Here is a 24,071-nt window from a genome sequence, read left to right as displayed (position 1 = left end):
CGTCGGGCTGGAGCGGCGGGCATGGTAGCGTTCGAAGTACCGGAGATCGATTACACCCGGTACACGAATCGCCAGCTCGCGGCGGTGCCGCTCGCGGTGCTCGCGGTGGCTCTCCTGATCATCGCGGGGTGGTACGTCGCGACCGGCGTGCCGGTCAACCCCGGCCTCGAGTTCACCGGCGGCGCGGAGATCAGAGTCGCCGTCGACGCACCGGGCGACCAGGCAGCACGGGAACAGATTCAGGCGGCGTTCGACCCCGCTCCCGAGACGATTCGGGGCGTCCCCTCCGACAACACCTACATCCTGACCTTCCAGACCGAGGAGGTGGGCGTGTCGACGCTCGAAGAGCAGGCGCGCGCGGCCGGGTTCGAGGTGCAGTCGAGCTACACCGTCTCGCCCTCCTTCGGGTCGCGGACGCAACTGCTCGCCCTCGGCGGCGTCGCCTTCGCCTTCCTGGGCATGAGCGCGCTCGTCTTCCTCATGTTCCGGACGTTCGTCCCCTCCATCGCCGTCGTCATCTCGGCGTTCTCCGACATCGTCATCCCGGTGGCGCTGATGAACGTCCTCGGCATCGAACTCACGCTGGGGACCGTCGCCGCGCTCCTGATGATCATCGGGTACAGCGTCGACTCCGACATCCTGCTCAACAACCACATCCTCAGGCGGTCGGGCGAGTTCTACGAGTCGACCCACCGCGCGATGCGCACCGGCGTCACGATGACGCTCACGTCGCTCGCGGCGATGGTCGTCATGACCATCGTGGCGACGCTGTTCGGGATTCAGCTGCTCGCCGCCATCGGGACCGTCCTCGTGTTCGGTCTCTCGGCCGACCTCATGAACACCTACATGCTCAACCTCAGCCTCCTCCGCTGGTACAAGTACGAGGGGGTGGCTAACTGATGGGCGTCGTTCGAGAGAACTGGCGAATCTTCCTCCTGATCGTCGTGTTGCTGGGCAGCGTCTTCGCGCTGTTCTCGCCGACGGTGGGCGAGGGCGGCGCCGAGGCGCCCGGCGTCGCGAGCAGCGGCGCGACGAACCTCCAGTACGGCCTCCAGCTCTCGGGCGGGACGCGAATCCGCGCGCCGCTGGTCGGCGTCACCGCCACCGAAGTCGAGTTCGGCGGGGCGGAGACGCCACAGATCGAACGGGACGTGGCCGGCCAACTCGGGGACGTGAGCGTCGCCGACGTCATCGTCCGGCCGACGTCGGAGACGAGCGGCACCGTCGAGGTGACCACCGACGGAGTGACGCCCGAGCAGCTCGGGACGGCGCTCGACGAAGCTGGCTACAGCTACGACGAGACGCGGGACGGCGTCACCGAGCAGACGCGCGCCCAGACCGTCGACATCCTCTCGGACAAGATCAACGAGGCCGGGCTCTCCGGCGGGACCGTCCAGCAGATTCAGACCCCGACGGGTGAGAACTTCATCCTCATCGAGGTGCCCGACGCGAACCGCCAGCGCGTCGTCGACCTGGTGAACCAGCGCGGGAACGTCCGCGTCGACGCCTACTACCCGAGCGGCGACGGCTACGAGCAGACGACGGTGCTCGAACGCGACGACTTCCAGAGCATCGGCAACGCCCAGCAGGGCGGCGAGGGACAGCTCCCGAACGTGCCGGTCGTGGTGCGCGAGGACGTCGCCCCCCGATTCCAGGAGCAGATGGTCCAGAGCGGCGTCGCGGGGCAGGGTGGCTCCCGGTGTAGCTACTCGGCGTCGCCCAACAGCACCGACGCCTGCCTGCTCCTGATCGTCGACGGGCAGGTCGTCAACTCCTTCGGGATGAGCCCGGGACTCGCCGCGAACATGCAGTCCGGCGACTGGGCACAGGACCCCCGCTTCATCCTGCAGACGCAGAACTTCAGCGAGGCCCGGCAGGTGGCGATCAACCTGCGCGCCGGCGCGCTCCCCGCCCAACTCGACATCGGCCCGGACGGCGAGGGGACCTCCTCCTTCATCGCACCGAGTCAGGGCCAGCAGTTCCGCACCGACTCGCTGCTGACGGGGATCATCGCCGTCTTCGCCGTCGCGGGCGTGGTCTTCCTGCGCTACGGTGAAATCGAGGTGGCCCTGCCGATGATCGTCACCGCGCTCTCGGAGGTGGTGATACTGCTCGGCTTCGCGGCCGGCATCGGCTACCCGCTCGACCTCTCGGTGATCGCCGGCTTCATCGCCGTCATCGGGACGGGAGTGGACGACCTCATCATCATCGCCGACGAGGTGATGGCCGAGGGCGACGTGAACAGTCGCCGCGTCTTCCAGTCCCGGTTCAAGAAGGCGTTCTGGGTCATCGGCGCCGCCGCCGCGACGACCATCATCGCGATGAGTCCGCTCGCGGTCCTCTCGCTCGGCGACCTGCAGGGCTTCGCCATCTTCACCATCCTCGGCGTCGTCGTGGGCGTCCTGCTCACGCGCCCGGCGTACGGGGACATCCTCCGGGCGCTGCTCACCCGGGACGACTAGAAGTCGGCGAGCGACGACTGCTCGGCGGCCGCGAGCACGTCGTCGCAGGTCGACCACGACGCCCGCGCACACGCGGGCAGTTCGCCGTTCTCACGGACGTATTCGGCCAGAAAGGCCCGGGTCCGGTCGTCGCTCGGATAGCCGCTGCCCACCTCGCCGTAGTCGTCCGAGAGCGCCTCGATACGCACGTCCCGCTCCACCTTGGCGACGATACTCGCCGCCGCGACGTGGGGGTAGCGTTCGTCGGCACGGTGTTCGGATCGCACCGACACCGCGGCGTCGACGCCCGCGCCGACCTTCCGCCCGAACCGGTCGGCATCCACGTCGCCCGCGTCGACGACGACCGAATCGTCGGCGGCGGCCACCGCCGCGATGGCCTCGACCTGTGCCGCGACGGTCAACGAGTTCATGTCCGTCTCGGGGTCGTCGATGCGCGCGGGCGACACGACGGCGACGCCCACGCCGACGGCCGCGTCGCTCCGCAGGCGATCGGCGAGTTCGGTCCGCCGAGCGGGCGCGAGGCGCTTCGAGTCGTCGACGCTCTCGGGGATGGCGTCGGCCGGCGCCCGCACCGCCGCGGCGACCATCGGTCCCAGCACCGGCCCCTTCCCCGCCTCGTCGGCACCGATCCACATATGCGGGGGTTCGGGGAGAGGGTGAAAACCGTTCGGGTCGGGGCGAGACGAGGCGCGCGGACGGGTGAGCGAGTCACCGTCGCCGACGGGGCGACCGGTGAGTAGTGCCCCGCACGGAAACTGTTAAGACCGGATTGGGCTAAAAAGGAGGCAACTCATGTCGCTCGATACGATGACTTCTACCGACGCGACTCGGACGGGAAGCGCACGCCTCGGTCTGGGGGGTGCGTGAGATGGGCTTCGAGGAGATGCGGGACGCCGGCGACGTCGACACCATCTGGCTCGACGGCGAGTTCGTCGACTGGGACGACGCCCAGATTCACGTCCTCACCCACGGACTCCACTACGGGACGGGCATCTTCGAGGGCGTCCGCTGTTACGACACCGAGGAGGGACCGGCCATCTTCCGCTGGGAGGAGCATCTCGACCGGTTCTACGCGTCCGGGAAGCCCTACAATCTGGACATCCCCTTCGACCGCGAGGAGCTGACGGCGGCGACGAAGGAACTGATCCGCCGGCAGGGACTAGAGTCGTGTTACATTCGACCCATCGCCTACTACGGCTACGACATGCTCGGGCTGAGCCCCGAGAGCTGTCCGGAACAGGTCGCCATCGCCGTCTGGCCGTGGGGTGCGTATCTCGGCGAGGACGCACTGGAGGAGGGGGTCGAGGTCACCGTCTCCTCGTGGCAGAAGTACGCCTCCTCGCAGATTCCGACCAACGCCAAGACGACGGGACCGTACGTCAACAGCGTGCTGGCGAGTCTGGAGGCGAAACGGGAGGGCTACGTCGAGGCGCTGCTGCTCAATCAAGAGGGCAACGTCGCCGAGGGGCCGGGCGAGAACCTGTTTCTCGTCCGCGACGGGGAAATCTACACCCCCGGCCTCGCCGAGGGCATCCTCGACGGCATCACCCGCAACACCGTGATCACGCTCGCCCGCGAGTTGGGCTACACCGTCCACGACGACGCGACGATCAGCCGAGGGGAACTCAACACGGCGGACGAACTGTTCTTCTCGGGCACCGCGGCCGAGGTGACGCCGATCCGTAAGGTCGACAACGTCGTCGTCGGGGAAGGGACGCGCGGACCGGTCACGACCGACATCCAGCAGACCTTCTTCGATCTAGTCGAGCGCCGGACCGACGACCACCCCGAGTGGTTCGAGCACGTCGAGGCGTGAGTTAGTCGGCCGATCCGTCGCCGTCGGTCGACTCCGCGAGGTCCTCCACCGCGATGTCGATGCCGGACTCATCCTCTGCGAAGCCGGCGCTGAGGATGCGCGTCAGCGCCTCCTCGACGCTCTCGCCGGTCTCCTCGATCCGGTCGGGGTCGACTTCGATGACGAATCCGGTCGTGATGTTCGGGGCGGTGGGCATGAACAGCACCTCCTGCCCGTCGGCGGTGGTCTGTCCGGTCTTGAACGCCGTCATACGGATGCCCGGCCACGTCTCCAGTCGCACCGGTTTCTGGAGGTCGTCGGTGCCGGTGAGCGCCGTCTCGACCGCGAGTTTCGAGGCGTTGTAGAGGACCCGAATGAGCGGGACGCGGTTCATCGCGCTGTCGAGGCCCGTCTCGAACAGCCGCCCGACCGTCGTCCGCATCAGGTAGCCGACCGACAGCACCAGCATGGCGAACACCACGAGCGCCACGGGGACGCCGTAGTAGGGCGGGAGCGTTTCGACGATGGGGAGTTCGGCGACCTTCGTGTAGAGCCAGTTGACGACGAACAGGATGACGAGAACCGGCACGACGACCACCAGCCCGCTGGCCACGTCGCGTCTCCACGAGGACATTACCGGATGGTGGGGGGCGGGGGCCTTCAGCGTGTTCCAACGGGCGGGCTGGACCACCCCCGTTTAACACCTGCCGGCGGCCTACTCGATCCATGATCGTCTCGCTCGTCGCGGGCGCGCTCTGGGCGATGCTGCCGGCGTACGTTCCGAACAACGCCGCCGTCCTCGCGGGGGGCGGACGCCCCATCGACGGCGGACGGACTCTCGGCGGCCGCCGACTGCTCGGCGACGGGAAGACGTGGCGCGGGACGGCCGTCGGAACGCTCGTCGGCGTCGCCCTCGCCGTCGCGCTCAACGCGCTCCACCCGACCGTCGTCGCTGCGCTGGGGGCCGACCTCCCCACCTTCCCGCTCCGGGCCGCCGTCGGCCTCGCACTCGGGGCGATGCTCGGCGACATCGGCGCCTCCTTCCTGAAACGCCGCCTCGGCCGCCAGCGCGGCGCGGCGGTCCCCGGGCTCGACCAGCTCGATTTCGTCGTCGGCGCGCTCGCGCTCGCGGCCCTCCTCGCGCCCGCGTGGACCGTCGCGACGTTCTCGCTCCCCCGACTCGCCGTCGTCGTCGTCGCCACGCCGCTCCTGCATCTGACGACCAACGCGGGGGCGTACCTGCTGGGGCTGAAGGCGGAGCCGTGGTAGGCGACCGGCGAGTCGCGCCACGGAATCGCCCCCGTTCCGACGGTTCACTGTCGTGAACCGCCCCGTTTATGTCGATTCGCGGCCCCGAACACGCCAATGACGAACCAGGAACTCATCGGCGCGCTCCGCGACGCGGACGCCGTGAAGTTCGGCGAGTTCGAACTCTCCCACGGCGGCACGAGCGACTACTACGTCGACAAGTACCTCTTCGAGACCGATCCGACCTGCCTCTCCCTGATCGCGTCGGCTTTCGCGGACCGACTCGACGACGACGAGACGCTCGCGGGCGTCGCGCTCGGCGCCGTCCCGCTGGTCGCCGTCACGAGCGCCGAAACCGGCCGCCCGTACGTCATCGCGCGCAAGCAGGCCAAGGAGTACGGCACGGGCAACCGGATCGAAGGGCGACTATCGGAGGGCGAGCGCGTGGTCGTCCTCGAGGACATCGCCACGACAGGGAAGAGCGCGCTCGACGCCGTCGAGGCGCTGCGCGAGGCCGGTGCCGTCGTCGACCGCGTCCTCGTCGTCGTCGACCGACAGGAAGGCGCGAGCGAACTGCTGGCCGAGCACGGGATCGAACTCGAATCGCTGCTGACCGCGGACGACCTGCTGGCCGACGAGTAGCGGAATCGCGAGTCGGCCATCACGGCGACGGCGACGACCGCACGGTTCAGAAGAGCGCGAGGTACGCGATGCCGCCGAACCCGACGGCGATCAGAACGGCGCCGGGAATCTGGTAGACCCATCCGGGGAACATCTCAACGTACTCGTCGGTGTCGGTAGTCTGGGTTGCCATGTCAGACTATGGAGGTGCAGCTACATATAGTAGTATCAATTTTTTATGATATATACGCGTATGTTTTTCGCAGACCTCGGTCGGAGGCGCCGGGGGTCCCGTTCCGTACCCTGCCACGCCGCGCCCGGCCGCGAGTTCGGCCGTCCCCTCACATCGACGGCCCGGCACGCGAGATGGCGAAGGCGGTGAGGCCGTGGCGCTCGGCGCACGTCCGCTCCCCGCCGACGACGCGTCCCACGAGCGCCGAGAGGTCGTCGACGCCCGCCGTCCGGGCGTCCACGTCGATGTCGCCGGAGAGCGCCGCGGACGTCTCCGCGTCGCCAGTCACCTTGCAGACGGGGACGACCGGGTGGCCGGTCGGGATGCCGTCCCCCGTCGCGTGGAGGACGATATCGGCGCCAGCGGCGGCGAGGGCCGTCGACGCCGCCGCGAACTCCGTCGGCGCGTTCACGAGCGCGACGCCCGACTCGTGGGGCGCCGGGGCGCCGTAGGGGAGGACGGCGCCGATCGGTCGCTCGCCCCAGAGGCGCGCGAGGTCGGCGAACGAGCGCTCCCCGGCCCGGCGGACGAGGCCCGCCGTCCGCGTCGGCGACGACTCGACGGTTTCGGTGTAGCTCTCGGCGGCGTCCGCGGACATCGCCTCCCGGACGGCGTCGCCGTGCGGGCGCAGGCGCTCCGTCCCGGCGACGACGGCCCGGCCGCCGGCGTCGACGACGCGGTCGACGAACGCGCCGATCAGCGGGTCGGCGCGGTCGACCGTCGAGTCTCCCAGATCGCTGCTCACGACGCCGACGGTGAGGTCGCCGAGGTCGGCCGTCGCCGTCCGGGACGCGTCCGCGGCGAGTTCGCGGGCGGCGTCGACGCCGCCTGCGACCGCCTCGTCGGAGCCGCCGACGCCCTGAATCGAGAGTTCGCGGACCGGGACGCCGCGGTCGGCGAGCGTCCCGGCGAGGCGGTCGCTCTGGACGCCCTCGCAGCCGAGGCCGACGACCACCGCGCCGGCGACGTTGGGGTTGGCCGCGACGCCCTCCAGGGTGCGCTCGGTCTGGGCCTCGTCGGCGCCGAGTTGGGCGCAGCCGTGGTCGTGACCGGCGCTCACCGCCCCCGGCACCGCCTCGGCGATTCGGTCGGCGACGAGCCGCGAGCAGATGACGGAGGGGAGGACGAGCAGTCGGTTCCGGGCGCCGATCCCGTCCGGTCGCGCGTAGGCCGCGGCGGGCCACGCGTCGGTCGTCGCGGGCGCGTCGTCGGGACTGTCAGCCTCCGCGTCGGCCGTCGGCGGCGTCACGCGTCCGCACCCCCCTCGGCCGCCAGGTCGCCCCGCCCGCGCGTGCTCTCGCAGTTGTGCGTATGCACCCACTCGCCGGGGTCGATGGCGACGGTGGCCCGGCCGATCACCTCGCCGTACTTCTGCACCTCGTCGCCGGCGTCGATCCGACGGACGGCGACCTTGTGTCCGAAGGGAACGTCCTCGCGGAGCGTCAGGGGTGCGTCGACCGGCGTCCCGTCGGTGGGGGGCAACTCGTCACCGGCCGACAGGTCGTCGAGCGCCGTCGCCACGGCGTCCTCGGGGGCCATCACCAGCGCGGCGTCGCCGACGACGGTGCCTTTCACGGCGACTCACCCCCCATCGCGGGCTGGACCTCGTTGATGGCGAACTCCGTCAGGCCGCGGCGCTCGGCCTCGGTCCGACGGCCGTCGGCCACGTCGAGGAGGGTGCGATAGATTCGGTCGCCGACGGCGGACGGCGACTCGCCGCCGATCACCGTGCTCGCGTTCACGTCGATGTTGTTCGCCATCCGATCCCAGGTCTTCGGGTTACCGGTGACCTTGATCACGGGCGCGACGGGATTGCCCGTCGTGCTCCCGCGGCCGGTGGTGAACGCGACGACTTGGGCGCCGCCGGCCACCTTGCCGACGACGCTCTCCACGTCGTAGCCGGGAGTGTCCATGAGGACGAGGCCGCCCCCCGTCGGGAGCGGTTCGGCGTAGTCGACCATGCCGCGGACCGGCGTGGTGCCGCCCTTCGAGATGGCGCCGAGGCTCTTCTCCTCGATGGTGGTCAGGCCGCCCTCCTGGTTCCCGGGGGTGGGCTGGGCGCCGCGGAGGTCGACACCCATCCGCCGCGCCATGTCCTCGCGTTCCTCGACGCGAGCGAGGAGGCGTTCGCGGGTCGCGTCGTCGACACAGCGGTCGGCGAGGACGTGTTCGGCGCCGATGAACTCCGGCGTCTCGCTGAAGCAGGCGGTGCCCCCGGCCGCGACGAGGCGGTCGCAGGCGGCGCCGACGGCGGGGTTGGCCGCGATGCCGCTGGTGGCGTCGCTGCCGCCACACTCGACGCCGAAGACCAGTTCCGACGCGTCGGCGGACTCCCGGCGGGCGTCGTCCGCGGCCGCCCGGAGCGAGGTAGCGAGGTCGGTTCCGCGCTCGATTGCGGCCGCCGTCCCGCCGGCCTCGCGGATGCGGAGCGTCTCGACCGGGCGCCCGGCGTCGGCGACGGCGTCGGCCACGTCGTCGACGTCGATGGCCTCCGTCCCCAGCGCGACGACGAGCGCCGCGCCGACGTTCGGGTTGCGGCCGACGCCCCGGAGGACGCGGCGGGTCTGTGCGCGGGCCGGCGCCGGCTGGTTCGAGCCCATGCCGTGTGGCGTCGCGACGACGCCGTCGCCCGCGTCGGTAGCGATTCGCTCGGCGAGACTGCTCGCCGTCACCGAGACGGGGACGACTGCGACGTGGTTCCTGACGCCGACCGATCCGTCCGGGCGGCGATACCCCTCGAACTCGTTCATGGACGGCCCACGCGTGGCGGGCGGAAAGAAGTTGCCCCCGCCCGATGGCTCGGACTACGCCACTGATACGGATTATTGTAACTGTTCACCGGTGGATCGCCAGCCCGTCTCGGCGATCCACCGGTAATGACTTACAATAAACCGTATGACGCGGACGACGGCGTCGCGGAGTGGGGACTATCCGTGACGCTCCCGGGCGCCGCGGCCGGGGGCACGACCCGCACGTTAGAGCAGGTCCTCGTCACACTGCGCACAGACGGCCATGTCGTTGACCGACTGGGTGGCGGGGTTCTCGCCGCAGAGTTCGCACGCTTCCACCGTCGGGGCCGGTCCTGCGGCCGGACCGGGACGCTGACCGTCGCGTTCGCCCTCGCCCGTCCCCTCCGCCATCGCCTCGTGGGGGAGCGACGGACCCCGGATCCTCGTGAAGTAGAGGACGATACCGAGCAGTGCGAGCGACCCGACCAGGAAGCCGAGTTCGAAGGCCATCGGTCACACTACGTGCTCGACGTTCGTTAGGGTTTCCCACGATCCCTACTCGGGCAGTCCCCACGCCACGCGGTCCCAGAACCGCTCGTAGGCGTAGTACGTCCCCGTCTTGACCAGGTTGGCGACGAGACCGATGCTCGCCGCCTGGGCGAGGTCACCGACGACGGCCCACGCGACGACGACGGTGACGACCACCATCAGCAGGCGGTAGCCGAGCGTCTTGACGAGCGCGCGGGAGCGCGACTGGCGCGGCGACCGGGCCGTGACACTCGGGCACATACCGAAAGATTGGACCGCGGGGTATCTAAGTGTAACCTTAAACAGTATCGTTTGGAGAGGATAGTAATTGGATTCGGTTATTTCGTGCTCGAAACAGCGATGGGCGGACGACCTATTCGAGGTCGGGTCGCGAGAGCTTCGTGTACTTCTGGGTCATGAACTCGAGGACGGTCGGCGTGCCGTTCTCGACTTTCTCGATCCCGCGCTCGATCGCGGGGCCGACCTCTTCGGGGTCCTCGATCCGTTCGCCGTAGCCGCCGAGCGCCTCGGCCACCTCGGCGTAGTTGCCGAAGAAGGGCGTGTCGTAGGAGGCCATCTCGCGGTTGTTCAGGTAGATGGTGAGGATCGGGATGTCCTCGCGGGTCGCCGTCTCGAAGTCCATGCCCGTCATCCCGACGGCGCCGTCGCCCCAGACGTGGAGACAGAGCTTCTCGGGGTGGGCGAGCTTCGCCCCCATCGCGAGGCCGAGACCGTAGCCCAGTTGCGTGGTCTTCCCCCAGCCCATGTACGACAGGGGCTCGGTCACCTCGAAGAACGGCGCCATGAAGTCCCGCGGGTTGCCGGCGTCCGCGGTGGCGATGCACTCCTCTTTGTCCACGATATTGTCGAGTTCGTTGACGACCCGGTAGGGGTTGATGGGCGTCGAATCGTCGGTGAGGTCGTCCTCCCAGTCGGCGAGCCACTCCTCGCGGACGGATGCGATTTCGTCGACGACGTCGTCGTACCGGCCGCGGTCGTCGTCGACTCGGTCCTCGATTTCGTCGACGAGGGCCGCGAGCGTGAGCTTCGCGTCGCCGATCACCGCGAGCTGGGATTTGACGTCCTTGTCGACGTCGCCCGGATCGTTCGTCGAGTGGATGATCGTGTTGTCCTCCTCGGGCGGCGTGATGCCGTAGGCGGTCTTGGTGAAGCTACAGCCGATGCCGAAGAGTACGTCGGCCTCGTGGAGGAAGTGGTTGAGCTGTCGGGGTTCGCTTTTCGAACCGGCACCGAGCGAGAGCGGGTGGTCCTCGGGGAAGGCGCTCTTGCCGTTGAGGCTGGTCGCCACGGGGGCTTCGAGGAGTTCCGCGAGTTCCTGCAGTTCGTCCCAGCCCTTCGCGTAGTGAACGCCTTGCCCGGCGTAGATGACGGGCACGTCGGCGTCGACGAGGTGGTCCGCGGCCTCGGCGACCGCGTCCGGGTCCGGGGCCGTCCGCGTCGACGACGTGGGCTCGTAGTCGAGCTCACCGACCTCTTCGGGGAACACGTCGACCGGAATCTCGACGAGGCTCGGGCGCTGTCGCCCGTTGCGTGCCGCCTGGAACGCCCGCCGAATCGTCTCCTCGACCGCATCGGGATCGGTCAACTGCTCGGTCGTCTTCGTGACGTGCTGGTAGTTGACGAGCGAACTGAACTTGGGATCGGTGTTCGTCTTGGCGCGGGAGTAGCCCGCCGGGAGGGCGACGAAGGGGGCGGACTCGGCGTAAGACTGTGCGACCCCGCCGATAGAGTTCTCCGTCCCGGGACCGTGCTGGCAGGCGAATGCCTCCACCTGATCGCCCGACGTGACCCGTGCGATGCCGTCGAGCATGTGCGCCGCGGTCCGCTCCTGCCGCGTGACGATCGATCGGATCCCGGCCTCCTCGGCAGCGTTGTCGTCGAAGAGGGGGTTACTGGGGAACCCAATCAGATGCTCGACACCTTCCTCAGCCAGTATCTCCGCGATAGTTTCTGTTACGTTCATCCTATGATCATGCAATTACCCCCGGGGTTGTAAAGTTAATTTTTATTAAAGATAAGGACAGATACCTAAGTGTCACTCGTCATCTGTCGAAAACTTGAATAGCCCGACTCGGGACGTTGGACGTATGCCCGACAGGCCCCAACTCGAGCGGCTCTGTATTCACGAGACGGTCGACGAGAAGATTCCGATTCAGGCGTTCGCCGACGCGTTCGCCGACCTGGACGTGCCGGTCGAAATCGTCGGCGACGACGAGGAGTTCGACCGGACCGACGCCGTCGCGTCGTTCCGCCCCCGCGAGGCGTTCCTCGACGCCGGCTGGACCCACTGCATCCGCGCGGGCTACGACGAGTTCGACACCGAGGCCCACGAGGCGGCCGGGGTTCCCCTCACCAACAGCACGGGGATTCACGACACGACCGTCGGCGAACTCGCCATCGGCTACATGGTGTCGCTGGCGCGGATGCTCCACATCTACCGCGACCACCAGAACGACAACGACTGGCTCGCCGAGCCGCCGTACGAGCGGCCCTTCACCGTCGAGAACGAGCAGGTGTGTGTCGTCGGCCTCGGCACCCTCGGCCAGGGCGTCGCCGAACGCGCCGACGCCCTCGGGATGGACGTGGTGGGCGTTCGACGCTCCGACGAACCCGTCCCCGGCGTCTCCGAGCTCTACCATCCCGACGACCTCCACGAGGCCATCTCGGACGCGCGCTTCGTCGTCATCGCCGTCCCCCATACCCCCGAGACGGAGGGGATGTTCTCGACCGCCGAGTTCGAGACCATGCGCGACGACGCATACCTCATCAACATCGCCCGCGGCCCCATCGCCGACGAGGACGCCCTGATCGACGCCCTCGACGACGGGACGATTGCGGGCGCCGGCCTCGACGTGTTCGAGACCGAACCCCTCCCCGAGGACAACCCGCTCTGGGACTTCGAGGAGGTCATCATCTCGCCGCACCGCGGCTCCGCGACGAACCGCTACCACCTCGACATCGCCGACCTGGTGATGGAAATCTTCCACCAGTACCAGGCCGGCGAGGAACTGCGCAACCGGGTCGCCTAGAGACCGATCAGGTCGTCGAGTTCGACCTCCTTCACCCGCCCGCCACAGACCGCACACTCGTCGACGTGATCCGGTCCGGCACCGCCTTCCATGTGCACGAGACCACAGTCGCCACACACTTCGAGGTCTGCCTGGAGCATGCACGGCGCAGTTCTGTCGGCGCGTAGGTAGGTCTTGGGGCCGACTCGACCGCACCCGCAACCTCCAATACCCACCCACCGTTACGACGGTCGATGGGTGGCCGACCGCTCGACACCGTCGCCGGCCTGCTGGACCGCGCCGGCGTCATCGACCCCCGGCGCTTCCGCGAGACGTTCGACCTCTCGTGGCCCCGGATCGTCACCGGGCTGGCGATCATGTCGAAGTCGACCGTCGATCTCGCGATGGTCGGATGGGACGTGGGCACGGCGGCCGTCGCCGGTCTCGCCTTCGCCAACGCCTACTGGCAGGTGGGGAAGTTCCTCGGCATCGGCCTCGCGGGCGGGACGGTCACGCTCGTCTCGCAGGCCTACGGCGGCGAGAACACGGAGCGGGCGAGCGCCGCCGTCGCCGTCTCGCTCGTCCTCACGCTCCTGATCGCCGCGCCAATCGCCCTACTCTACGCCACTACGGCCCCCGAACTCGTGGCCGTCCTCGGCTCCGAACCCGAACCACTCGGCCACGCCGCCACCTACCTCGCCCTCGTCGCTCCCGCGCTCCTGTTCGAGTTCCCGAACCTGATCGCCAGCCGCACCTACGCTGGCGTCGGCGACACCGTGACCCCGATGGTCGTCCGCGCCGGCGGTGCCCTCGCCAACATCGGCTTCTCCGCCGCCCTCATCTTCGGCGCCGGCCTCGGCGTCGCGGGCGCCGCCATCGGCACGTCGCTCGCGACGGGCGTCGTCGCCCTCGTCTTCGCGTGGGGGCTCGCCGGACGCACGTACTTCCGCCGCGGCGCCTGCCCCGTCGCCGTCACGCGTGAGACCCTCCGCTACGGCGAGTTCGCGCCGCTCTCCCGCCGGCTGCTTCGGGTGTCGGCGCCGCTGATGGCCCGCCGTACCGCGGAGATGCTCGTCGCCTTCCCCCTCGTCGCCATCGCGGCCACCTTCGGCCCGGCCGTCGTCGCCGCCTACGAGGTGGCCCGCCGGATCCGCACCCTGACCGACAGCTTCTCGTGGGGATTCTCCATCGCCGCGAGCACGCTCGTCGGGCAGCGCCTCGGCGCGGGGGACGAGGCCGACGCCGAGGCGTACGCGCGGGCCATCGTCCGCCTCTCCGCGACGGTGTACGTCCTCGCGGCGACGCTCCTGATCGCGCTGTCGCCGTGGCTCGCGGGCGCGTTCGTCTCCGACCCCGCGGTGGTCGCGACGGCCGCACCCTTCGTCGCCGCCGCGGGCGTCAGCGTCGTCTTCCTCGGCGTCGACGGCTCCGCGACCGGGACGCTCCGCGGCGCCGGCGACACGCAGTACCCATTCGTCACCTCCCTGCTCGGCCGCTACGGCTGTGCGCTCCCCGTCGCCGCCCTCGGCCTCGTCACGCCGCTCGGCGCGACGGCGCTGCTCGGCGCGATGGTCGTCGAGACGTTCGTCCCCGCCACCTTGAACGTGCGGCGCGTCCGCTCGAACCGCTGGAAGGCCATCGGACGGGCGCACGTCGCCGCCGGAGACTAGTCACGGCTGGTGTGTCCACCCACCTCCGATCGGCGCCGACGGACCCCGTCCGGAGCGCTGGGAAGTGTTATTAGTTCACGTCGTCTTACGTCTGTGAGATCGTGTGATGGACGTGACAACGGATTTCGTTCGCCTCCTCCACGTCGACGACAACCCCGCCATCACCGAGTTGACGGCGACCTACCTCGAACGCGAGGACGAGCGGATCAGCGTCACGACGGCGACCGGTGCCGAGGCGGCACTCGACATCCTCGCGACCGACGAAATCGACTGTGTCGTCTCGGATTACAACATGCCGGGCCTGAACGGAATCGAGTTCCTCGAAGCCGTCCGGCGGGAGTATCCGGACCTCCCCTTTATCCTCTTTACCGGCCGAGGGAGCGAGGAGATCGCGAGCGAGGCCATCTCCGCCGGAGTCAGTGACTACCTGCAGAAAGGCGGCGGCACCGACAAGTACGCTCTGCTGGCGAATCGGGTCGGCAACGCGGTCCAGAAACGCCGGAACGAGCGGGCTCGGGAACGCGACCAAGCGATCATCACGGAGGCGACGGACGCCATCCTCGTCGTCGGTGCGGACGCGACCGTCCAGTACGCGACGCCGTCGACCGAGGCGGTGATAGGGCGGGCCGCCACCGACCTTCGGGGGACGGACGCGTCCGAACTCATCGTTCCGGCGGATCGGCCCCGCGTGATGGCGGAGTTCGCCGCTCTGGTCGCCGACCCCGGCGGCCACCGGACGGTCGAGTTCCGCCACGACCGACCGGACGGCACCCGCATCTGGATCGAAACCCGCGGCCGCAACCTCCTCGACCGGGAACCCGTCGACGGCATCGTCATCTACGGCCGCGACGTGACCGACCGGAAGGAACGGGAGACCGAACTCCGGCGTCAGTCGCGGATCATCGAGCAGGCACCGATCGGCATCACCTGCAGCGACCCGTCACGCGAGGACAACCCGCTCGTCTACGCGAACGCGGCGTTCGAGGCGCTGACGGGGTACGAGTTCGAGGAGATAGTCGGCCGCAACTGTCGGTTCCTGCAGGGCGAGCGTACCGACCCCGCGTCGGTCGCGGCGATGCGGGACGCCATCGATGCGCGGGAGCCGATCACGGTCGACGTGTGGAACTACCGGAAGGACGGCACCGAGTTCTGGAACCGGGTGACGATCAGTCCGATCGAGGACGACGACGGCGAGATCACGCAGTTCGTGGGGTTCCAGCAGTCCCTCCCCGCGGAGACTGGCGACGATCAAAAGTCGACCCGTCGAGACGACGACGTCGACTGACCGGGCCGGCCCGTGATCAGCGGTCGTCCCCGTACGGCGCCTCGAAAAAGGCTCGCTCCAGTTCGACCGTCCGCCCGAACAGGGCGTCGAGCCGTCGCTGCCGCCGCGTCGAGACGGCCGCTCCCTCCCGATCCAGTTCCGCGCGGAGCCACGCCACGAAGTCGACGAAAGCCGGGTTCGCGTGGAGTTCGATCCACTCGTCGAGGTAGAATGCCGCCGGGCGCGAGTCGATGCCCGTCGCCCACGTCTCGTACACCCACTCCGCGGGGACGAGGACCGCGAGCGTCTCGGCGTAGCCACCCTGCCGGGCCGCGCGTTCGAGCAGGTCGATAAAGGCCCGCGTCGTGGCGTCCGGGTGGGCGTCGGGGTCGCCGGAAAGCGCCTCGAAGGACCGCTCGAAGTAGTCGTTCTCCTCGCTCGTGAGCGTGCCGAGGAAGTCCGCGAGGCGACCCTTCGCGGCCATCGACGGCGCGTCGCCGAGCGCGTGGCCGAAGGTGCCGGTCAGGGTCTCCACGAAGGCGTAATCCTGTTGCAGATACCGGCGGAAGACGGCGTCCGAAATCGTGCCGTCGCCGAGTTCGCGGACGAACCGGCCGTCGACCGCGGCGCTCCAGTCCGGTTCGGAGCGCTCGCGGAGCCAGTCGGTGAACCGGGCGGCGTCGTGGTCGGCGGCGTACGCCTCGAACGTGTCGGGAGCGTCGCTCATATTCCCGGCTCGGCGAGCCACGATCAAATGGATTCCCCCGTGGCGTTTTACCCGTCGAGCCGTAGGGAGGGTATGACCGAAATCGGAGTCGTCGGCGCCGGCGCCGCGGCCGCCGCAGCCGCCTACGTCGTCGACGGCGCGGTACCGGACGCCTCGATTACCGTGCTGGAGAAGTCAGGGGGCCTCTGTGGCCGGGCGGCGACGCGCCGCCGCGACGGCGTGACCTACGACTACGGCGCGAACTACATCAAAGACGACGACGACCGGGTGCTGGACCTCCTCGACCGCTTCGACGACGGCCTCGTCGAAGTCGAGGGTGGCATCGACGTCTTCGACCGGACCGGCGAGGTGAGCGACGGCCGGGACGACCAGGAACGGAAGTTCACCTACGAGACGGGGCTGACCCGACTCGCCAAACACCTCTTCGGCGCGACGGACGCCACGGTCCACCGCCGCACGCGGGTCGAGGGAATCGCCCGCACCGACGACGCGTGGGTCCTGACCGACGCCGACGGGGAGCGGTGGGGGCCGTTCGACGTACTCGTCCTCAACCCACCGGCACCACAGACGGCGGCGTTGCTGGAGACGGCCGACTGGGAGCACGAAGCCCGCGAGAACCTGCTCGACGCCGTCCGCGACGTGGAGTACCGGACCATCTGGACCGCGGTTTTGGGCTACCCCTTCGAACTCGACACCCCCTACTACGCGCTCGTGAACACGGACAAGGAACACGAAGTGGGGTGGATCTCCCGCGAGGAGTGCAAGCCGGGACACGTCCCCGACGGCGAGTCCGTCCTGATCGTGCAGGCGAACCACGAGTGGTCGGTCGAGCGCTACGACGCCGACCCCGAGGGGAACGTCGCCGACCTCGCCGCGCACGCGGCCGACATCGTGGGCGACGACCGCCTGACCGACCCGGCGTGGACGGACCACCAGGGGTGGCGCTACGCGCTTCCGGAGGGCGGACTGCGCCGCGGGGTCCGCGACGCCGCGGAGGACGCCGGACTCTACTGTCTCGGCGACTGGGTCGCCGGCGAGGCACGCGTCCACGCCGCCCTCCGGAACGGGCTGGAGACGGGCGAACGGCTGGTCTACAACCTGTAGTCCACGCTACGTCTCGCCGACCCGTTCCCGACCGACCCCGAGACGGAGAAACGCCGGGAGCGTCGCCGCCGCCAGGACGAGTTCGAGGCCGCCGACGAGCAGGAACGCCGTCCGGTAGCCGTAGGCGTCGGCCGCGAACCCGCCGGCGAGGATGCCGGCGAGGAAGCCGAGGCTCCCGGCGATGTTGAACCCGGCCATGGCGACGCCCCGCTCCGTCGACGCGGCGAGGTCGGTCACGAGCGCCAGCGTCGCCGGCGCCATGAGCGCGCCGAGGACGCCCACGAGCACCATCGACGCCTGCGCGGCACGGAGGTCGGCCACGGAGCCGACGAGCATCACCGCGCCGCCGTAGAGCGCCGATCCGACGACGATGGGGACGGTCCGGCCGATCCGATCCGAGACGACGCCGAAGGGGTACTGCAGGAGGGCGAAAGGCGCGAAAAACAGCGCGAGCGTCAGCCCCGTCGCCCCCGGGCTCAGGTCGAAGACGGTCCGGAAGTAGAGCGTCCCGACCAGAGAGAAGAAGCCGGCGGTCAGGCGGTCGACGAAGCCGAAGGCGTAGGGGAGCGCGAGCGTCGGCGTCCGCCGGAGGCCCGCCAGCGGGGACGGTCGCTCCCCGCCCGCCGGCGCCCGGTCGACGACGAAGGGCACGGTGACGGCGATGGCGAGGAGAATCCCGCTCGCGGCGTACAGCGGGACGAACGGCCCGAACTCGTACAGCAGGCCGCCGAGGGGGGCACCCGTCGCCGTCCCGAGGCCGATGGCGATGCCCGTCGCGCCCATGTTGCGGCCGTGCGAGCCCTCGAGGTCCATGAGCATCGTCATCGACAGGGAGAAGGCGCCGACGGTGGCGGCGCCCTGGAACGCGCGGATGACGAGCGCGACGCCGAACGACCCCGTCACGGACGGGACGACGGCGAGGAGGGCGTAGCCGACGGCGCCGAGGACGGCACCCGCGGCGACGAAGGGGACGCGACGGCCGGCGGCGTCGCTCGCCAGCCCCCAGGGGACGGCGAAGCAGACGAACGCGCCGAACTCGACGGCCAGAAACCACATGCTCGCGTCGAGGGCCGTCTCGGCGCCCAGCGCCGAGACGAGCGTGTCGATGCCGGGGTAGAGCAACACCTGTGCCAACAACACGGCGTAGACGACGGCGGCCAGCGCGACGCGGCTCCGGGTCCGAGACACCGTGTGCCCGTACAGCCGGCGACGCCTACTGTCTTTCGAGTCGGATCGGCGACGAATTCTAGACGGAGTTCGGTCGGACCTTGCAAAACGGCTTACCTGTCGGAGGGCTACTTAACTATCATGGATAGACGCGCCCTCCGCAGTCGACTCGAACGGGCGACCGTCGCCCTCGCCGGCGGCGTCGCGGCCGTCGCCGGCTCCTACCTCGTCGTGGGAGAGTCGCCGGCGTTCGTGGCCGCCCTCATCGCCAACACGACGGTCACGCTCGCGCCCAGCTTCCTCGTCACGTTCGCCATCACCGTCCTCGGCGACCTGGGGAGCCAGCTGGCGTACTGGAGCGGGCTCGCGGCCACCGCCGCGACGCTGGGCATCGTCGTCGCAGTCGCACGGATCGCCGTGCGGCGGCTGGACCGCCCCCTCGCCGCACCGCTCGCCGTCGCCGTCGCCGTCGCCGTCGTCGGCATCGCGCTCTCTGGGTCGGCCGCCTCCGCCGTCGGCGCGGCCGTCGGCGCGGCGCTGGTGTCGACCGTCGTCGACCTCCGGACTCCCGGCGATCGGAAGTCCGCGGACCGGACCGACGACTCGCGGCGAGCGGTGCTCTCCGGCGCCGTCGCCGTCGCCTTTGGTTTCCTCGCACTCGGCGGGCGGCGGGTCCTCGCGACCGACCGGGGAACGGACGAGGAACAGGTGCCCATCCCCGACGACGTGGCGGCCATGCTCGAGGACGCCCGGGCGAAGTCCTTCGACGTCGAGTTCCTCGAACCGCTGGTGAGCGACCACTTCTACACGGTCGACATCGCGAACGTCGATCCCGCCCCGGCGCGCGAGGGCTGGTCGGTGCGGATTCACGGCGCCGTCGGCGAGGAGACGACGTACACGTTCGACGACGTCGACGCGATGGATCACGACCACCGGTTCGAGACGCTCCGCTGTGTCGGCGAGTCGCTCAACGGGCGGAAGATGGACACCGCCGTCTGGACGGGCGTCCCCCTGATGGACCTGCTCGAACCCGCCGACCTGCAGGGCGACTACGTCATGCTCCGCGCCGCCGACGGCTTCTACGAGGAGTTCCCGGTCGACGCCCTCGAAACCGGATTTTTGGCCGTCGGGATGAACGGCCGGCCGCTCCCCCGCGAACACGGCGCGCCGGCGCGGGCGCTCATCCCCGGCCACTGGGGCGAGATCAACGTCAAGTGGCTAACCGAAATCGAGATTCTGGACGAACCGGCGACGGGCTACTGGGAGGAGCGGGGGTGGCACGGCACCGGGCCGGTCAACACGGTGGCGAAGCTCTGGGCGGAGAACCGCCTCAGCGACGGCCGCGTCGAAGTCGCCGGGCTGGCCTACGCCGGGACCCGCGGGATCGAACGCGTCGAGGTGTCGGTAGACGGTGGGGCGACGTGGACCGACGCCGACCTCTCGGACCCCCTGCCCGGCGACGACGTGTGGCGCCAGTGGGTGTATCGCTACGACCCGCCCGACGGCGCCCACGAGGTGGTCGTCCGGGCGACGGACGGGCTCGGCACCCTCCAGCCCGAGGATCAACGGCGGGCGTACCCCAACGGACCGAGTGGGTGGGTGTCGAAGACCATCGAGCCCGGATCGCTGTGAGACGGATTATCGTAACTGGTTACCGGTGGGTCGCCGAGACGCTCCGACGACCCACCGGTGGTGACTTACGATAACCCGTATGAGACGGGCGAAGCGTTTTGTCCCCACCAACCGCTCACTGGACCACACCATCAGATGGAGAAGGCACTCTGGTATCTGCTCGCCGGCACGCGTGGCGGACGGAACCGCGCACGGATCATCCGTCTGCTCGACGAGCGTCCGCGAAACGCCAACCAACTCCACGAGGAACTCGGCATCGACTACAACTCCGTCCGCCACCACCTCGACATGCTGGAGGATCACGACGTGATCGAGAGCGGCGATCAGGAGTACGGTCGACTCTACTTCCTCACCGACCGGTTCGACCGCCACCGCGAGCAGTTCGAGGAGATCACGGAGCACGTCTGACATGGCACCAATGACCCCCACCCTCACGATAGCGAGCGCCCTTGCGGGCCTGAACATCGCATTGCTGGCCGCCTTGCTGGTCGTCTGGTGGCGCAACTACCGCGCGTTCGGCACGCCGCTCACGCTCGGCCTCGTCGCCTTCGCGCTCGTCCTCGCCGTCGAGAACGTCGTCGCCATCGGCTTCTTCCTCAGTTCGGGGATGCTGTACGCCGCCGACGCGAGCGCACAGACCGCCGTCCTCGCCATGCGTGCCCTCCAGTTCGTCGCGCTCGCCTTTCTCACCTACGTGACGATGCGATAGCCGGGGAGTTTTTTCGCCCGATGCCGATACACGGCCCATGCCCTCCGACGCGCGCCTCACGAGCGAGACGAAGGTGATCGTCGCCTGCATGTTCCTCGGCCTCACCGGCTGGTATCTGATACAGGGCGTGACCGACAGCGCCGCCGTCGAGTTCGCCGTCCTGATCGGCGTCGGCGTCGTCCTGCCGACGCTGCTCAACGAGTGGCGACGGAACTAAGCCACCGTCGCCAGGTCCTCGTGCGCCTCGGCGTCCTCGGCGGGCACGACGAACCGCGGCCGGCATCCGCCCGTCGACCCGCTCGACGGCGAGGACACCGCCGAGGGCGTCCACGAGCGACACGCAGGCGACGTGGCCGCCACCGCCGTGGGCCCTGAGGCGGGACCATACGTGCGACGTAGACACACGGCCGAAAAACCGACTGCGCGGAGTTTCAGCGATTGGCAGGCGCCACGAATCGATTCGCGGGGGCGCTAATATAGAGCGGCTAGCGGGTCGGTTCGACCGTCAGGTCGCTCGCGATCCAGCCGTCGGTGTTGCCGGACTCGATGAAGACCGTCCGACCGGGACAGCTCTCACACACCGACACCGTGGGGGTCTCCGGCGGGGAGGGCTCCCCCTCGTCGTCCGTTCCCGACTGCGTACCAGTTGGCATCGATCGTGTTTAGGGAGACCTAAAATAAAAAGGGTGCGGTTCTCACGTGCCACCGGAGTGACACGCGTCGGCCAACTCCTCTAGGTCGACGTTGGCCCCGCTGTCGACGGAGACGAAGACGCCGGAGAACTCGCCCTCGGCGTAGTGGACGCACGTCGCCCGGTCGAACCGGTGCATCGTGCAGTGCCACCGCCCGACGCTGAACAGTCCCTCCAAGTACTCCCGCCCGAGTTCCTGGAGGACGAGTTCCTCGTGGATGCGGTCGATGTCCGTCTCCTTCTGGCTCACGTCGTCGCGTTCGTAGCGGAGTTCGAGGCCATCCCGGTCGTAGGCGGCGACAGCGCGGAGGGCCTCACCGGCGACGTCCCGGAGGGTCGGCACGGGATCGAAGGACATCTCGGCTCGGACGTGTGTTTTGATCTTCATCAAACCACCGGCGGAATCCCCACCGACTATGTGTTCGGCCCCGGTTGCGGCGTCCATGGATCGGACTCTACTCGGTTGGCTCGGCACCCTCGTCGGCGTCTCGATTCTCACACCGATCGTTCTGTATCTGTTCACCGGCGCCGTCGTCGGCTTTCTCGTCGCCTGTGGCGGCGGGCCGGAGGGGACGTTCGTCGTCGGGACGTCGGGCACCGATACCCTGTCGCTCTCGTGTGCGGCCGTTCGAACGCTGGTGAAAACCGTCGTCACCGTGGGCGGGAGCGCCGCGACGACGGTGAGCGTCGCCCTCGTCGCCGTCGCCGACATCGTGCGCGAGTCGTCGGGTATCGGGCGATAGGTCGGCGGGACGTTTTTGCGTCAGGAAGCCGTCACGTACGCGCGGGGTGATGGCAGATGCCCCTCGTACCACACCTGCCAGACGACGAACCGGCACGTGACCGAACGCCACCCGACCTCGACGACATCGTCGAACGGATCGTCTACGGCGACGCGTCGTCGGCACGGGGCTGACGGCTCGTGTCGACGACCTCGTTTTGACGGCGTGACTACTTTCCGACCCGTGCGTTCGGCGTCGGCCCGCCGCTACGCTCGCGACGGTGCCGACACCGGATGCACTTCCCAGCAATCGGGACACTCCGCGTGCGGCCGCACGTCGGTGCGGTCGACGATCCGTTCGTCGGGAATCGCCGTCCCGCAGTTCGGACAGCGGATCATAGGGGGGTGGGGAGCGTGTGACACGATCCCCAGCGGAGACGAGTCACGCCGACCGCTTAGTTAATCCGCGGTTAAGCGCCTACAACAGGACGCCGCCGAGCGCGAGGAGGGCCACGGCCGCGACCGTCGCGGCGGTAAAGAAGGGCGTCGCCGACTGCGCTGGCGACCGGACCTTCCGTTCGTCGAGGCCGTCGACGAGGCGGCCCGATCCCACTTCGACCAGACCGGTCAGGACGAACCACAGCACGACCATCGCGAGCACGAGATACCCGCGGGTCGACCCGAGGAGCGTCTCGGCGGTGTAGCGCGTCCCGGCGAGGTGGCCGCCGGTGAGAAACAGCGCCAGCGACGAGACGCGCGACCACGTCCGGAACCGGCCGACGAAGCCCCGGAGTGGCGTCGCATCGAGGTCGCCGTCGCGGGCCGCGGGCACCACGGCACGCGCGACGAAGAGTACGCTTCCGGCCCACAGTCCCGCGAACACCAGGTGGATCGCGTTTATCGCCGTATCGACGGTCGCCATGGTCGTCGCTGGACCGCCGCCGACTTGAATCCGCGGATCGACGGCCGGCGTCGAACCGAAACCGATTAAACGCCCGCTCTCCCAACTTCTGGTGAGCCGAGGTAGCCTAGCCCGGCCAAGGCGGTTGCTTCGAGAGCAACTGTCCGTCAGGACTCGTGAGTTCAAATCTCACCCTCGGCGCTTCTCTTCGCCACTACTCGAAAGTCCACTCGGTAGCGACGTCCGGCGACTCGACGAGCGTCCGATACACCACGCAGAACCGCTCGGTCGCGTCCCGGATCGACGCCGCCGTCTCCGGGTCCAGATCCCCGGAAAGCGTCACGTCGAGGCGAATGTCCTGGAAGCCGACGGGCACGTCCGCGACGCCCATCGTCCCCCGGAGATCCAGATCACCCTCCACCCGCACTGCGGCGTCGGCGTCGACACCGAAGTTCTCGATGACCGCCTGCGCGGTCAGCTGTGAGCAGGCCGCCAGCGCGCCGAGCAGGAGGTCACCGGAGCAGGCGGCAGTGCCCGACCCGCCCGCACCCTCGTGTAACTCCGCCTCGTACACCGCCTCCCCCACCTCGACGCTACACGACGTCGCGTCCACGGTGTCGCCCGTCGCGGTGAGCGTCACCCGTGCCGCCTCGGGGTCGGCTTCGTACGCCTCTTTCAGGGGCCGTTGCGCCTCGCGGAGGTCGCTGTCTGTCATACCTTCTCATGGACGGACGGACTCAAAAAGGGTTCCCCACGACCTCGTATCGACGACCCTGAACCCGAGTTAACGGTCGATTCGGTCGGTGTATGGTGTGATTAACGAAGTAGTCGCTTCCCGAGT

The 24,071-nt window shown here is 69.1% G+C and carries 30 protein-coding genes and 1 tRNA gene; 15 read left to right on the top strand and 16 right to left on the bottom strand.

Annotated features, from left to right (window positions below; translation table 11 throughout):
* Nucleotides 1-21: 21 nt before the first annotated feature.
* Nucleotides 22-900: a protein translocase subunit SecF gene (gene secF, locus DU484_RS04930; RefSeq protein WP_114605259.1), complete on the top strand. Its 879-nt coding sequence runs from the start codon at nt 22-24 to the stop codon at nt 898-900.
* Nucleotides 900-2,462, top strand: coding sequence for a preprotein translocase subunit SecD (locus tag DU484_RS04925; RefSeq protein ID WP_114605258.1), 1,563 nt, complete (start codon nt 900-902; stop codon nt 2,460-2,462). The genes secF and DU484_RS04925 overlap by 1 nt, the downstream gene beginning before the upstream one ends.
* Here DU484_RS04925 and rnhB read toward each other — a convergent pair.
* Nucleotides 2,459-3,097 (bottom strand): ribonuclease HII, encoded by a 639-nt coding sequence (gene rnhB / locus DU484_RS04920; protein WP_114585061.1) that lies wholly within the window; start codon nt 3,095-3,097, stop codon nt 2,459-2,461. The two genes, DU484_RS04925 and rnhB, sit on opposite strands and share 4 nt — an antisense overlap.
* Before the next feature lie 233 nt (nt 3,098-3,330).
* Between rnhB and DU484_RS04915 the strand changes: the two genes are divergently transcribed.
* Nucleotides 3,331-4,278 (top strand): branched-chain amino acid transaminase, encoded by a 948-nt coding sequence (locus DU484_RS04915; protein WP_114605257.1) that lies wholly within the window; start codon nt 3,331-3,333, stop codon nt 4,276-4,278.
* Between the two features lies 1 nt (nt 4,279).
* Here DU484_RS04915 and DU484_RS04910 read toward each other — a convergent pair whose 3' ends face one another.
* A complete protein-coding gene (locus tag DU484_RS04910; protein ID WP_114605256.1) occupies nt 4,280-4,891 on the bottom strand; it encodes a DUF502 domain-containing protein in 612 nt (203 codons plus the stop codon).
* A gap of 92 nt (nt 4,892-4,983) precedes the next feature.
* On the opposite strand from DU484_RS04910, the gene DU484_RS04905 reads away from it, so the two are divergent.
* A complete protein-coding gene (locus tag DU484_RS04905; protein WP_114585058.1) occupies nt 4,984-5,526 on the top strand; it encodes a CDP-2,3-bis-(O-geranylgeranyl)-sn-glycerol synthase in 543 nt (180 codons plus the stop codon).
* 96 nt (nt 5,527-5,622) lie between these two features.
* On the top strand, nt 5,623-6,147 hold the full coding sequence (gene pyrE / locus DU484_RS04900) for an orotate phosphoribosyltransferase (RefSeq protein WP_114585057.1): 525 nt from the start codon (nt 5,623-5,625) through the stop codon (nt 6,145-6,147).
* Between the two features lie 46 nt (nt 6,148-6,193).
* Here the strand turns inward: pyrE and DU484_RS20295 are convergent, their stop codons facing one another.
* The 7 genes from DU484_RS20295 to DU484_RS04870 form a co-directional block, all read right to left on the bottom strand.
* A complete protein-coding gene (locus DU484_RS20295) occupies nt 6,194-6,319 on the bottom strand; it encodes a hypothetical protein (RefSeq protein WP_262342859.1) in 126 nt (41 codons plus the stop codon).
* A gap of 148 nt (nt 6,320-6,467) precedes the next feature.
* Nucleotides 6,468-7,607: a UxaA family hydrolase gene (locus DU484_RS04895; RefSeq protein WP_114605255.1), complete on the bottom strand. Its 1,140-nt coding sequence runs from the start codon at nt 7,605-7,607 to the stop codon at nt 6,468-6,470.
* Nucleotides 7,604-7,933 (bottom strand): UxaA family hydrolase, encoded by a 330-nt coding sequence (locus tag DU484_RS04890; protein WP_114585055.1) that lies wholly within the window; start codon nt 7,931-7,933, stop codon nt 7,604-7,606. The genes DU484_RS04895 and DU484_RS04890 overlap by 4 nt, the downstream gene beginning before the upstream one ends.
* Nucleotides 7,930-9,108 carry a UxaA family hydrolase gene (locus tag DU484_RS04885; RefSeq protein ID WP_114605254.1) on the bottom strand — a complete coding sequence of 393 codons (1,179 nt, stop codon included), beginning with the start codon at nt 9,106-9,108 and terminating at the stop codon, nt 7,930-7,932. The genes DU484_RS04890 and DU484_RS04885 overlap by 4 nt, the downstream gene beginning before the upstream one ends.
* Nucleotides 9,109-9,333: 225 nt before the next feature.
* Nucleotides 9,334-9,597, bottom strand: a complete 264-nt coding sequence (locus tag DU484_RS04880) for a hypothetical protein (protein WP_114585053.1) — start codon at nt 9,595-9,597, stop codon at nt 9,334-9,336.
* Between the two features lie 45 nt (nt 9,598-9,642).
* The gene (locus DU484_RS04875) at nt 9,643-9,876 is read right to left on the bottom strand and encodes a DUF2061 domain-containing protein (protein ID WP_114585052.1); all 234 of its coding nucleotides are present in this window, start codon (nt 9,874-9,876) and stop codon (nt 9,643-9,645) included.
* 112 nt (nt 9,877-9,988) lie between these two features.
* Nucleotides 9,989-11,599: a thiamine pyrophosphate-requiring protein gene (locus DU484_RS04870; RefSeq protein ID WP_114585051.1), complete on the bottom strand. Its 1,611-nt coding sequence runs from the start codon at nt 11,597-11,599 to the stop codon at nt 9,989-9,991.
* Nucleotides 11,600-11,723: 124 nt separating this feature from the next.
* On the opposite strand from DU484_RS04870, the gene ddh reads away from it, so the two are divergent.
* Nucleotides 11,724-12,665 carry a D-2-hydroxyacid dehydrogenase gene (gene ddh, locus DU484_RS04865; protein WP_114585050.1) on the top strand — a complete coding sequence of 314 codons (942 nt, stop codon included), beginning with the start codon at nt 11,724-11,726 and terminating at the stop codon, nt 12,663-12,665.
* On the opposite strand, the gene DU484_RS19920 is transcribed toward ddh, so the two are convergent.
* Nucleotides 12,662-12,805: a hypothetical protein gene (locus DU484_RS19920; protein ID WP_187347765.1), complete on the bottom strand. Its 144-nt coding sequence runs from the start codon at nt 12,803-12,805 to the stop codon at nt 12,662-12,664. The genes ddh and DU484_RS19920 overlap by 4 nt on opposite strands.
* 93 nt (nt 12,806-12,898) lie before the next feature.
* On the opposite strand from DU484_RS19920, the gene DU484_RS04860 reads away from it, so the two are divergent.
* The gene (locus DU484_RS04860; protein WP_114605253.1) at nt 12,899-14,314 is read left to right on the top strand and encodes an MATE family efflux transporter; all 1,416 of its coding nucleotides are present in this window, start codon (nt 12,899-12,901) and stop codon (nt 14,312-14,314) included.
* Nucleotides 14,315-14,420: 106 nt separating this feature from the next.
* The gene (locus tag DU484_RS04855) at nt 14,421-15,599 is read left to right on the top strand and encodes a PAS domain S-box protein (RefSeq protein WP_114605252.1); all 1,179 of its coding nucleotides are present in this window, start codon (nt 14,421-14,423) and stop codon (nt 15,597-15,599) included.
* A 16-nt stretch (nt 15,600-15,615) separates the two neighbouring features.
* Here the strand turns inward: DU484_RS04855 and DU484_RS04850 are convergent, their stop codons facing one another.
* On the bottom strand, nt 15,616-16,305 hold the full coding sequence (locus DU484_RS04850; RefSeq protein WP_114605251.1) for a TenA family protein: 690 nt from the start codon (nt 16,303-16,305) through the stop codon (nt 15,616-15,618).
* 72 nt (nt 16,306-16,377) lie between these two features.
* Here DU484_RS04850 and DU484_RS04845 point away from each other — a divergent pair, with 72 nt between their 5' ends.
* Nucleotides 16,378-17,409, top strand: coding sequence for an NAD(P)/FAD-dependent oxidoreductase (locus DU484_RS04845; protein WP_114605250.1), 1,032 nt, complete (start codon nt 16,378-16,380; stop codon nt 17,407-17,409).
* A gap of 6 nt (nt 17,410-17,415) precedes the next feature.
* On the opposite strand, the gene DU484_RS04840 is transcribed toward DU484_RS04845, so the two are convergent.
* Nucleotides 17,416-18,597: an MFS transporter gene (locus tag DU484_RS04840; RefSeq protein WP_114605249.1), complete on the bottom strand. Its 1,182-nt coding sequence runs from the start codon at nt 18,595-18,597 to the stop codon at nt 17,416-17,418.
* Nucleotides 18,598-18,717: 120 nt separating this feature from the next.
* On the opposite strand from DU484_RS04840, the gene DU484_RS04835 reads away from it, so the two are divergent.
* The 4 genes from DU484_RS04835 to DU484_RS04820 all read left to right on the top strand — a co-directional run bounded on the left by DU484_RS04835 (nt 18,718) and on the right by DU484_RS04820 (nt 21,134).
* Nucleotides 18,718-20,208: a molybdopterin-dependent oxidoreductase gene (locus DU484_RS04835; protein WP_114605248.1), complete on the top strand. Its 1,491-nt coding sequence runs from the start codon at nt 18,718-18,720 to the stop codon at nt 20,206-20,208.
* 135 nt (nt 20,209-20,343) lie between these two features.
* Nucleotides 20,344-20,616 (top strand): ArsR/SmtB family transcription factor, encoded by a 273-nt coding sequence (locus DU484_RS04830; RefSeq protein ID WP_114585043.1) that lies wholly within the window; start codon nt 20,344-20,346, stop codon nt 20,614-20,616.
* 1 nt (nt 20,617) lies between these two features.
* Nucleotides 20,618-20,917 (top strand): hypothetical protein, encoded by a 300-nt coding sequence (locus tag DU484_RS04825; protein ID WP_222844877.1) that lies wholly within the window; start codon nt 20,618-20,620, stop codon nt 20,915-20,917.
* Between the two features lie 37 nt (nt 20,918-20,954).
* Entirely contained in the window at nt 20,955-21,134 is a 180-nt protein-coding gene (locus tag DU484_RS04820) for a hypothetical protein (protein ID WP_114585042.1), read from the top strand.
* 268 nt (nt 21,135-21,402) lie between these two features.
* On the opposite strand, the gene DU484_RS19915 is transcribed toward DU484_RS04820, so the two are convergent.
* A complete protein-coding gene (locus DU484_RS19915; RefSeq protein WP_187347764.1) occupies nt 21,403-21,570 on the bottom strand; it encodes a hypothetical protein in 168 nt (55 codons plus the stop codon).
* 42 nt (nt 21,571-21,612) lie between these two features.
* Nucleotides 21,613-21,996 (bottom strand): hypothetical protein, encoded by a 384-nt coding sequence (locus tag DU484_RS04815; RefSeq protein ID WP_157969499.1) that lies wholly within the window; start codon nt 21,994-21,996, stop codon nt 21,613-21,615.
* Nucleotides 21,997-22,051: 55 nt separating this feature from the next.
* On the opposite strand from DU484_RS04815, the gene DU484_RS04810 reads away from it, so the two are divergent.
* Nucleotides 22,052-22,351 (top strand): hypothetical protein, encoded by a 300-nt coding sequence (locus DU484_RS04810; RefSeq protein WP_114585040.1) that lies wholly within the window; start codon nt 22,052-22,054, stop codon nt 22,349-22,351.
* A gap of 456 nt (nt 22,352-22,807) precedes the next feature.
* Here the strand turns inward: DU484_RS04810 and DU484_RS04805 are convergent, their stop codons facing one another.
* Complete coding sequence (locus DU484_RS04805; protein WP_114585039.1) at nt 22,808-23,251, bottom strand: CopD family protein; 444 nt, start codon at nt 23,249-23,251, stop codon at nt 22,808-22,810.
* 95 nt (nt 23,252-23,346) lie between these two features.
* Between DU484_RS04805 and DU484_RS04800 the strand changes: the two genes are divergently transcribed.
* A tRNA-Ser gene (locus tag DU484_RS04800) sits at nt 23,347-23,431 on the top strand.
* A gap of 13 nt (nt 23,432-23,444) precedes the next feature.
* On the opposite strand, the gene DU484_RS04795 is transcribed toward DU484_RS04800, so the two are convergent.
* Nucleotides 23,445-23,945, bottom strand: a complete 501-nt coding sequence (locus DU484_RS04795) for an OsmC family protein (RefSeq protein WP_114585038.1) — start codon at nt 23,943-23,945, stop codon at nt 23,445-23,447.
* Nucleotides 23,946-24,071: the final 126 nt, after the last annotated feature.

The sequence above is a fragment of the Haloplanus rubicundus genome, assembly GCF_003342675.1.
Classification (GTDB): Archaea; Halobacteriota; Halobacteria; order Halobacteriales; family Haloferacaceae; genus Haloplanus; species Haloplanus rubicundus.
This window is presented reverse-complemented; position numbering and strand designations above follow the sequence as displayed.

Bases quoted from the DNA above. Each gene is read 5' to 3' on its own strand.
- secF (WP_114605259.1), top strand. From the start codon at position 22: ATGGTAGCGTTCGAAGTACCGGAGATCGATTACACCCGGTACACGAAT.
- DU484_RS04925 (WP_114605258.1), top strand. From the start codon at position 900: ATGGGCGTCGTTCGAGAGAACTGGCGAATCTTCCTCCTGATCGTCGTG.
- rnhB (WP_114585061.1), bottom strand. From the start codon at position 3,097: ATGTGGATCGGTGCCGACGAGGCGGGGAAGGGGCCGGTGCTGGGACCG.
- DU484_RS04915 (WP_114605257.1), top strand. From the start codon at position 3,331: ATGGGCTTCGAGGAGATGCGGGACGCCGGCGACGTCGACACCATCTGG.
- DU484_RS04910 (WP_114605256.1), bottom strand. From the start codon at position 4,891: ATGTCCTCGTGGAGACGCGACGTGGCCAGCGGGCTGGTGGTCGTCGTG.
- DU484_RS04905 (WP_114585058.1), top strand. From the start codon at position 4,984: ATGATCGTCTCGCTCGTCGCGGGCGCGCTCTGGGCGATGCTGCCGGCG.
- pyrE (WP_114585057.1), top strand. From the start codon at position 5,623: ATGACGAACCAGGAACTCATCGGCGCGCTCCGCGACGCGGACGCCGTG.
- DU484_RS20295 (WP_262342859.1), bottom strand. From the start codon at position 6,319: ATGGCAACCCAGACTACCGACACCGACGAGTACGTTGAGATGTTCCCC.
- DU484_RS04885 (WP_114605254.1), bottom strand. From the start codon at position 9,108: ATGAACGAGTTCGAGGGGTATCGCCGCCCGGACGGATCGGTCGGCGTC.
- DU484_RS04880 (WP_114585053.1), bottom strand. From the start codon at position 9,597: ATGGCCTTCGAACTCGGCTTCCTGGTCGGGTCGCTCGCACTGCTCGGT.
- DU484_RS04875 (WP_114585052.1), bottom strand. From the start codon at position 9,876: ATGTGCCCGAGTGTCACGGCCCGGTCGCCGCGCCAGTCGCGCTCCCGC.
- DU484_RS04870 (WP_114585051.1), bottom strand. From the start codon at position 11,599: ATGAACGTAACAGAAACTATCGCGGAGATACTGGCTGAGGAAGGTGTC.
- ddh (WP_114585050.1), top strand. From the start codon at position 11,724: ATGCCCGACAGGCCCCAACTCGAGCGGCTCTGTATTCACGAGACGGTC.
- DU484_RS19920 (WP_187347765.1), bottom strand. From the start codon at position 12,805: ATGCTCCAGGCAGACCTCGAAGTGTGTGGCGACTGTGGTCTCGTGCAC.
- DU484_RS04860 (WP_114605253.1), top strand. From the start codon at position 12,899: ATGGGTGGCCGACCGCTCGACACCGTCGCCGGCCTGCTGGACCGCGCC.
- DU484_RS04855 (WP_114605252.1), top strand. From the start codon at position 14,421: ATGGACGTGACAACGGATTTCGTTCGCCTCCTCCACGTCGACGACAAC.
- DU484_RS04850 (WP_114605251.1), bottom strand. From the start codon at position 16,305: ATGAGCGACGCTCCCGACACGTTCGAGGCGTACGCCGCCGACCACGAC.
- DU484_RS04845 (WP_114605250.1), top strand. From the start codon at position 16,378: ATGACCGAAATCGGAGTCGTCGGCGCCGGCGCCGCGGCCGCCGCAGCC.
- DU484_RS04835 (WP_114605248.1), top strand. From the start codon at position 18,718: ATGGATAGACGCGCCCTCCGCAGTCGACTCGAACGGGCGACCGTCGCC.
- DU484_RS04830 (WP_114585043.1), top strand. From the start codon at position 20,344: ATGGAGAAGGCACTCTGGTATCTGCTCGCCGGCACGCGTGGCGGACGG.
- DU484_RS04825 (WP_222844877.1), top strand. From the start codon at position 20,618: ATGGCACCAATGACCCCCACCCTCACGATAGCGAGCGCCCTTGCGGGC.
- DU484_RS04820 (WP_114585042.1), top strand. From the start codon at position 20,955: ATGCCCTCCGACGCGCGCCTCACGAGCGAGACGAAGGTGATCGTCGCC.
- DU484_RS19915 (WP_187347764.1), bottom strand. From the start codon at position 21,570: ATGCCAACTGGTACGCAGTCGGGAACGGACGACGAGGGGGAGCCCTCC.
- DU484_RS04815 (WP_157969499.1), bottom strand. From the start codon at position 21,996: ATGAAGATCAAAACACACGTCCGAGCCGAGATGTCCTTCGATCCCGTG.
- DU484_RS04810 (WP_114585040.1), top strand. From the start codon at position 22,052: ATGGATCGGACTCTACTCGGTTGGCTCGGCACCCTCGTCGGCGTCTCG.
- DU484_RS04805 (WP_114585039.1), bottom strand. From the start codon at position 23,251: ATGGCGACCGTCGATACGGCGATAAACGCGATCCACCTGGTGTTCGCG.
- DU484_RS04795 (WP_114585038.1), bottom strand. From the start codon at position 23,945: ATGACAGACAGCGACCTCCGCGAGGCGCAACGGCCCCTGAAAGAGGCG.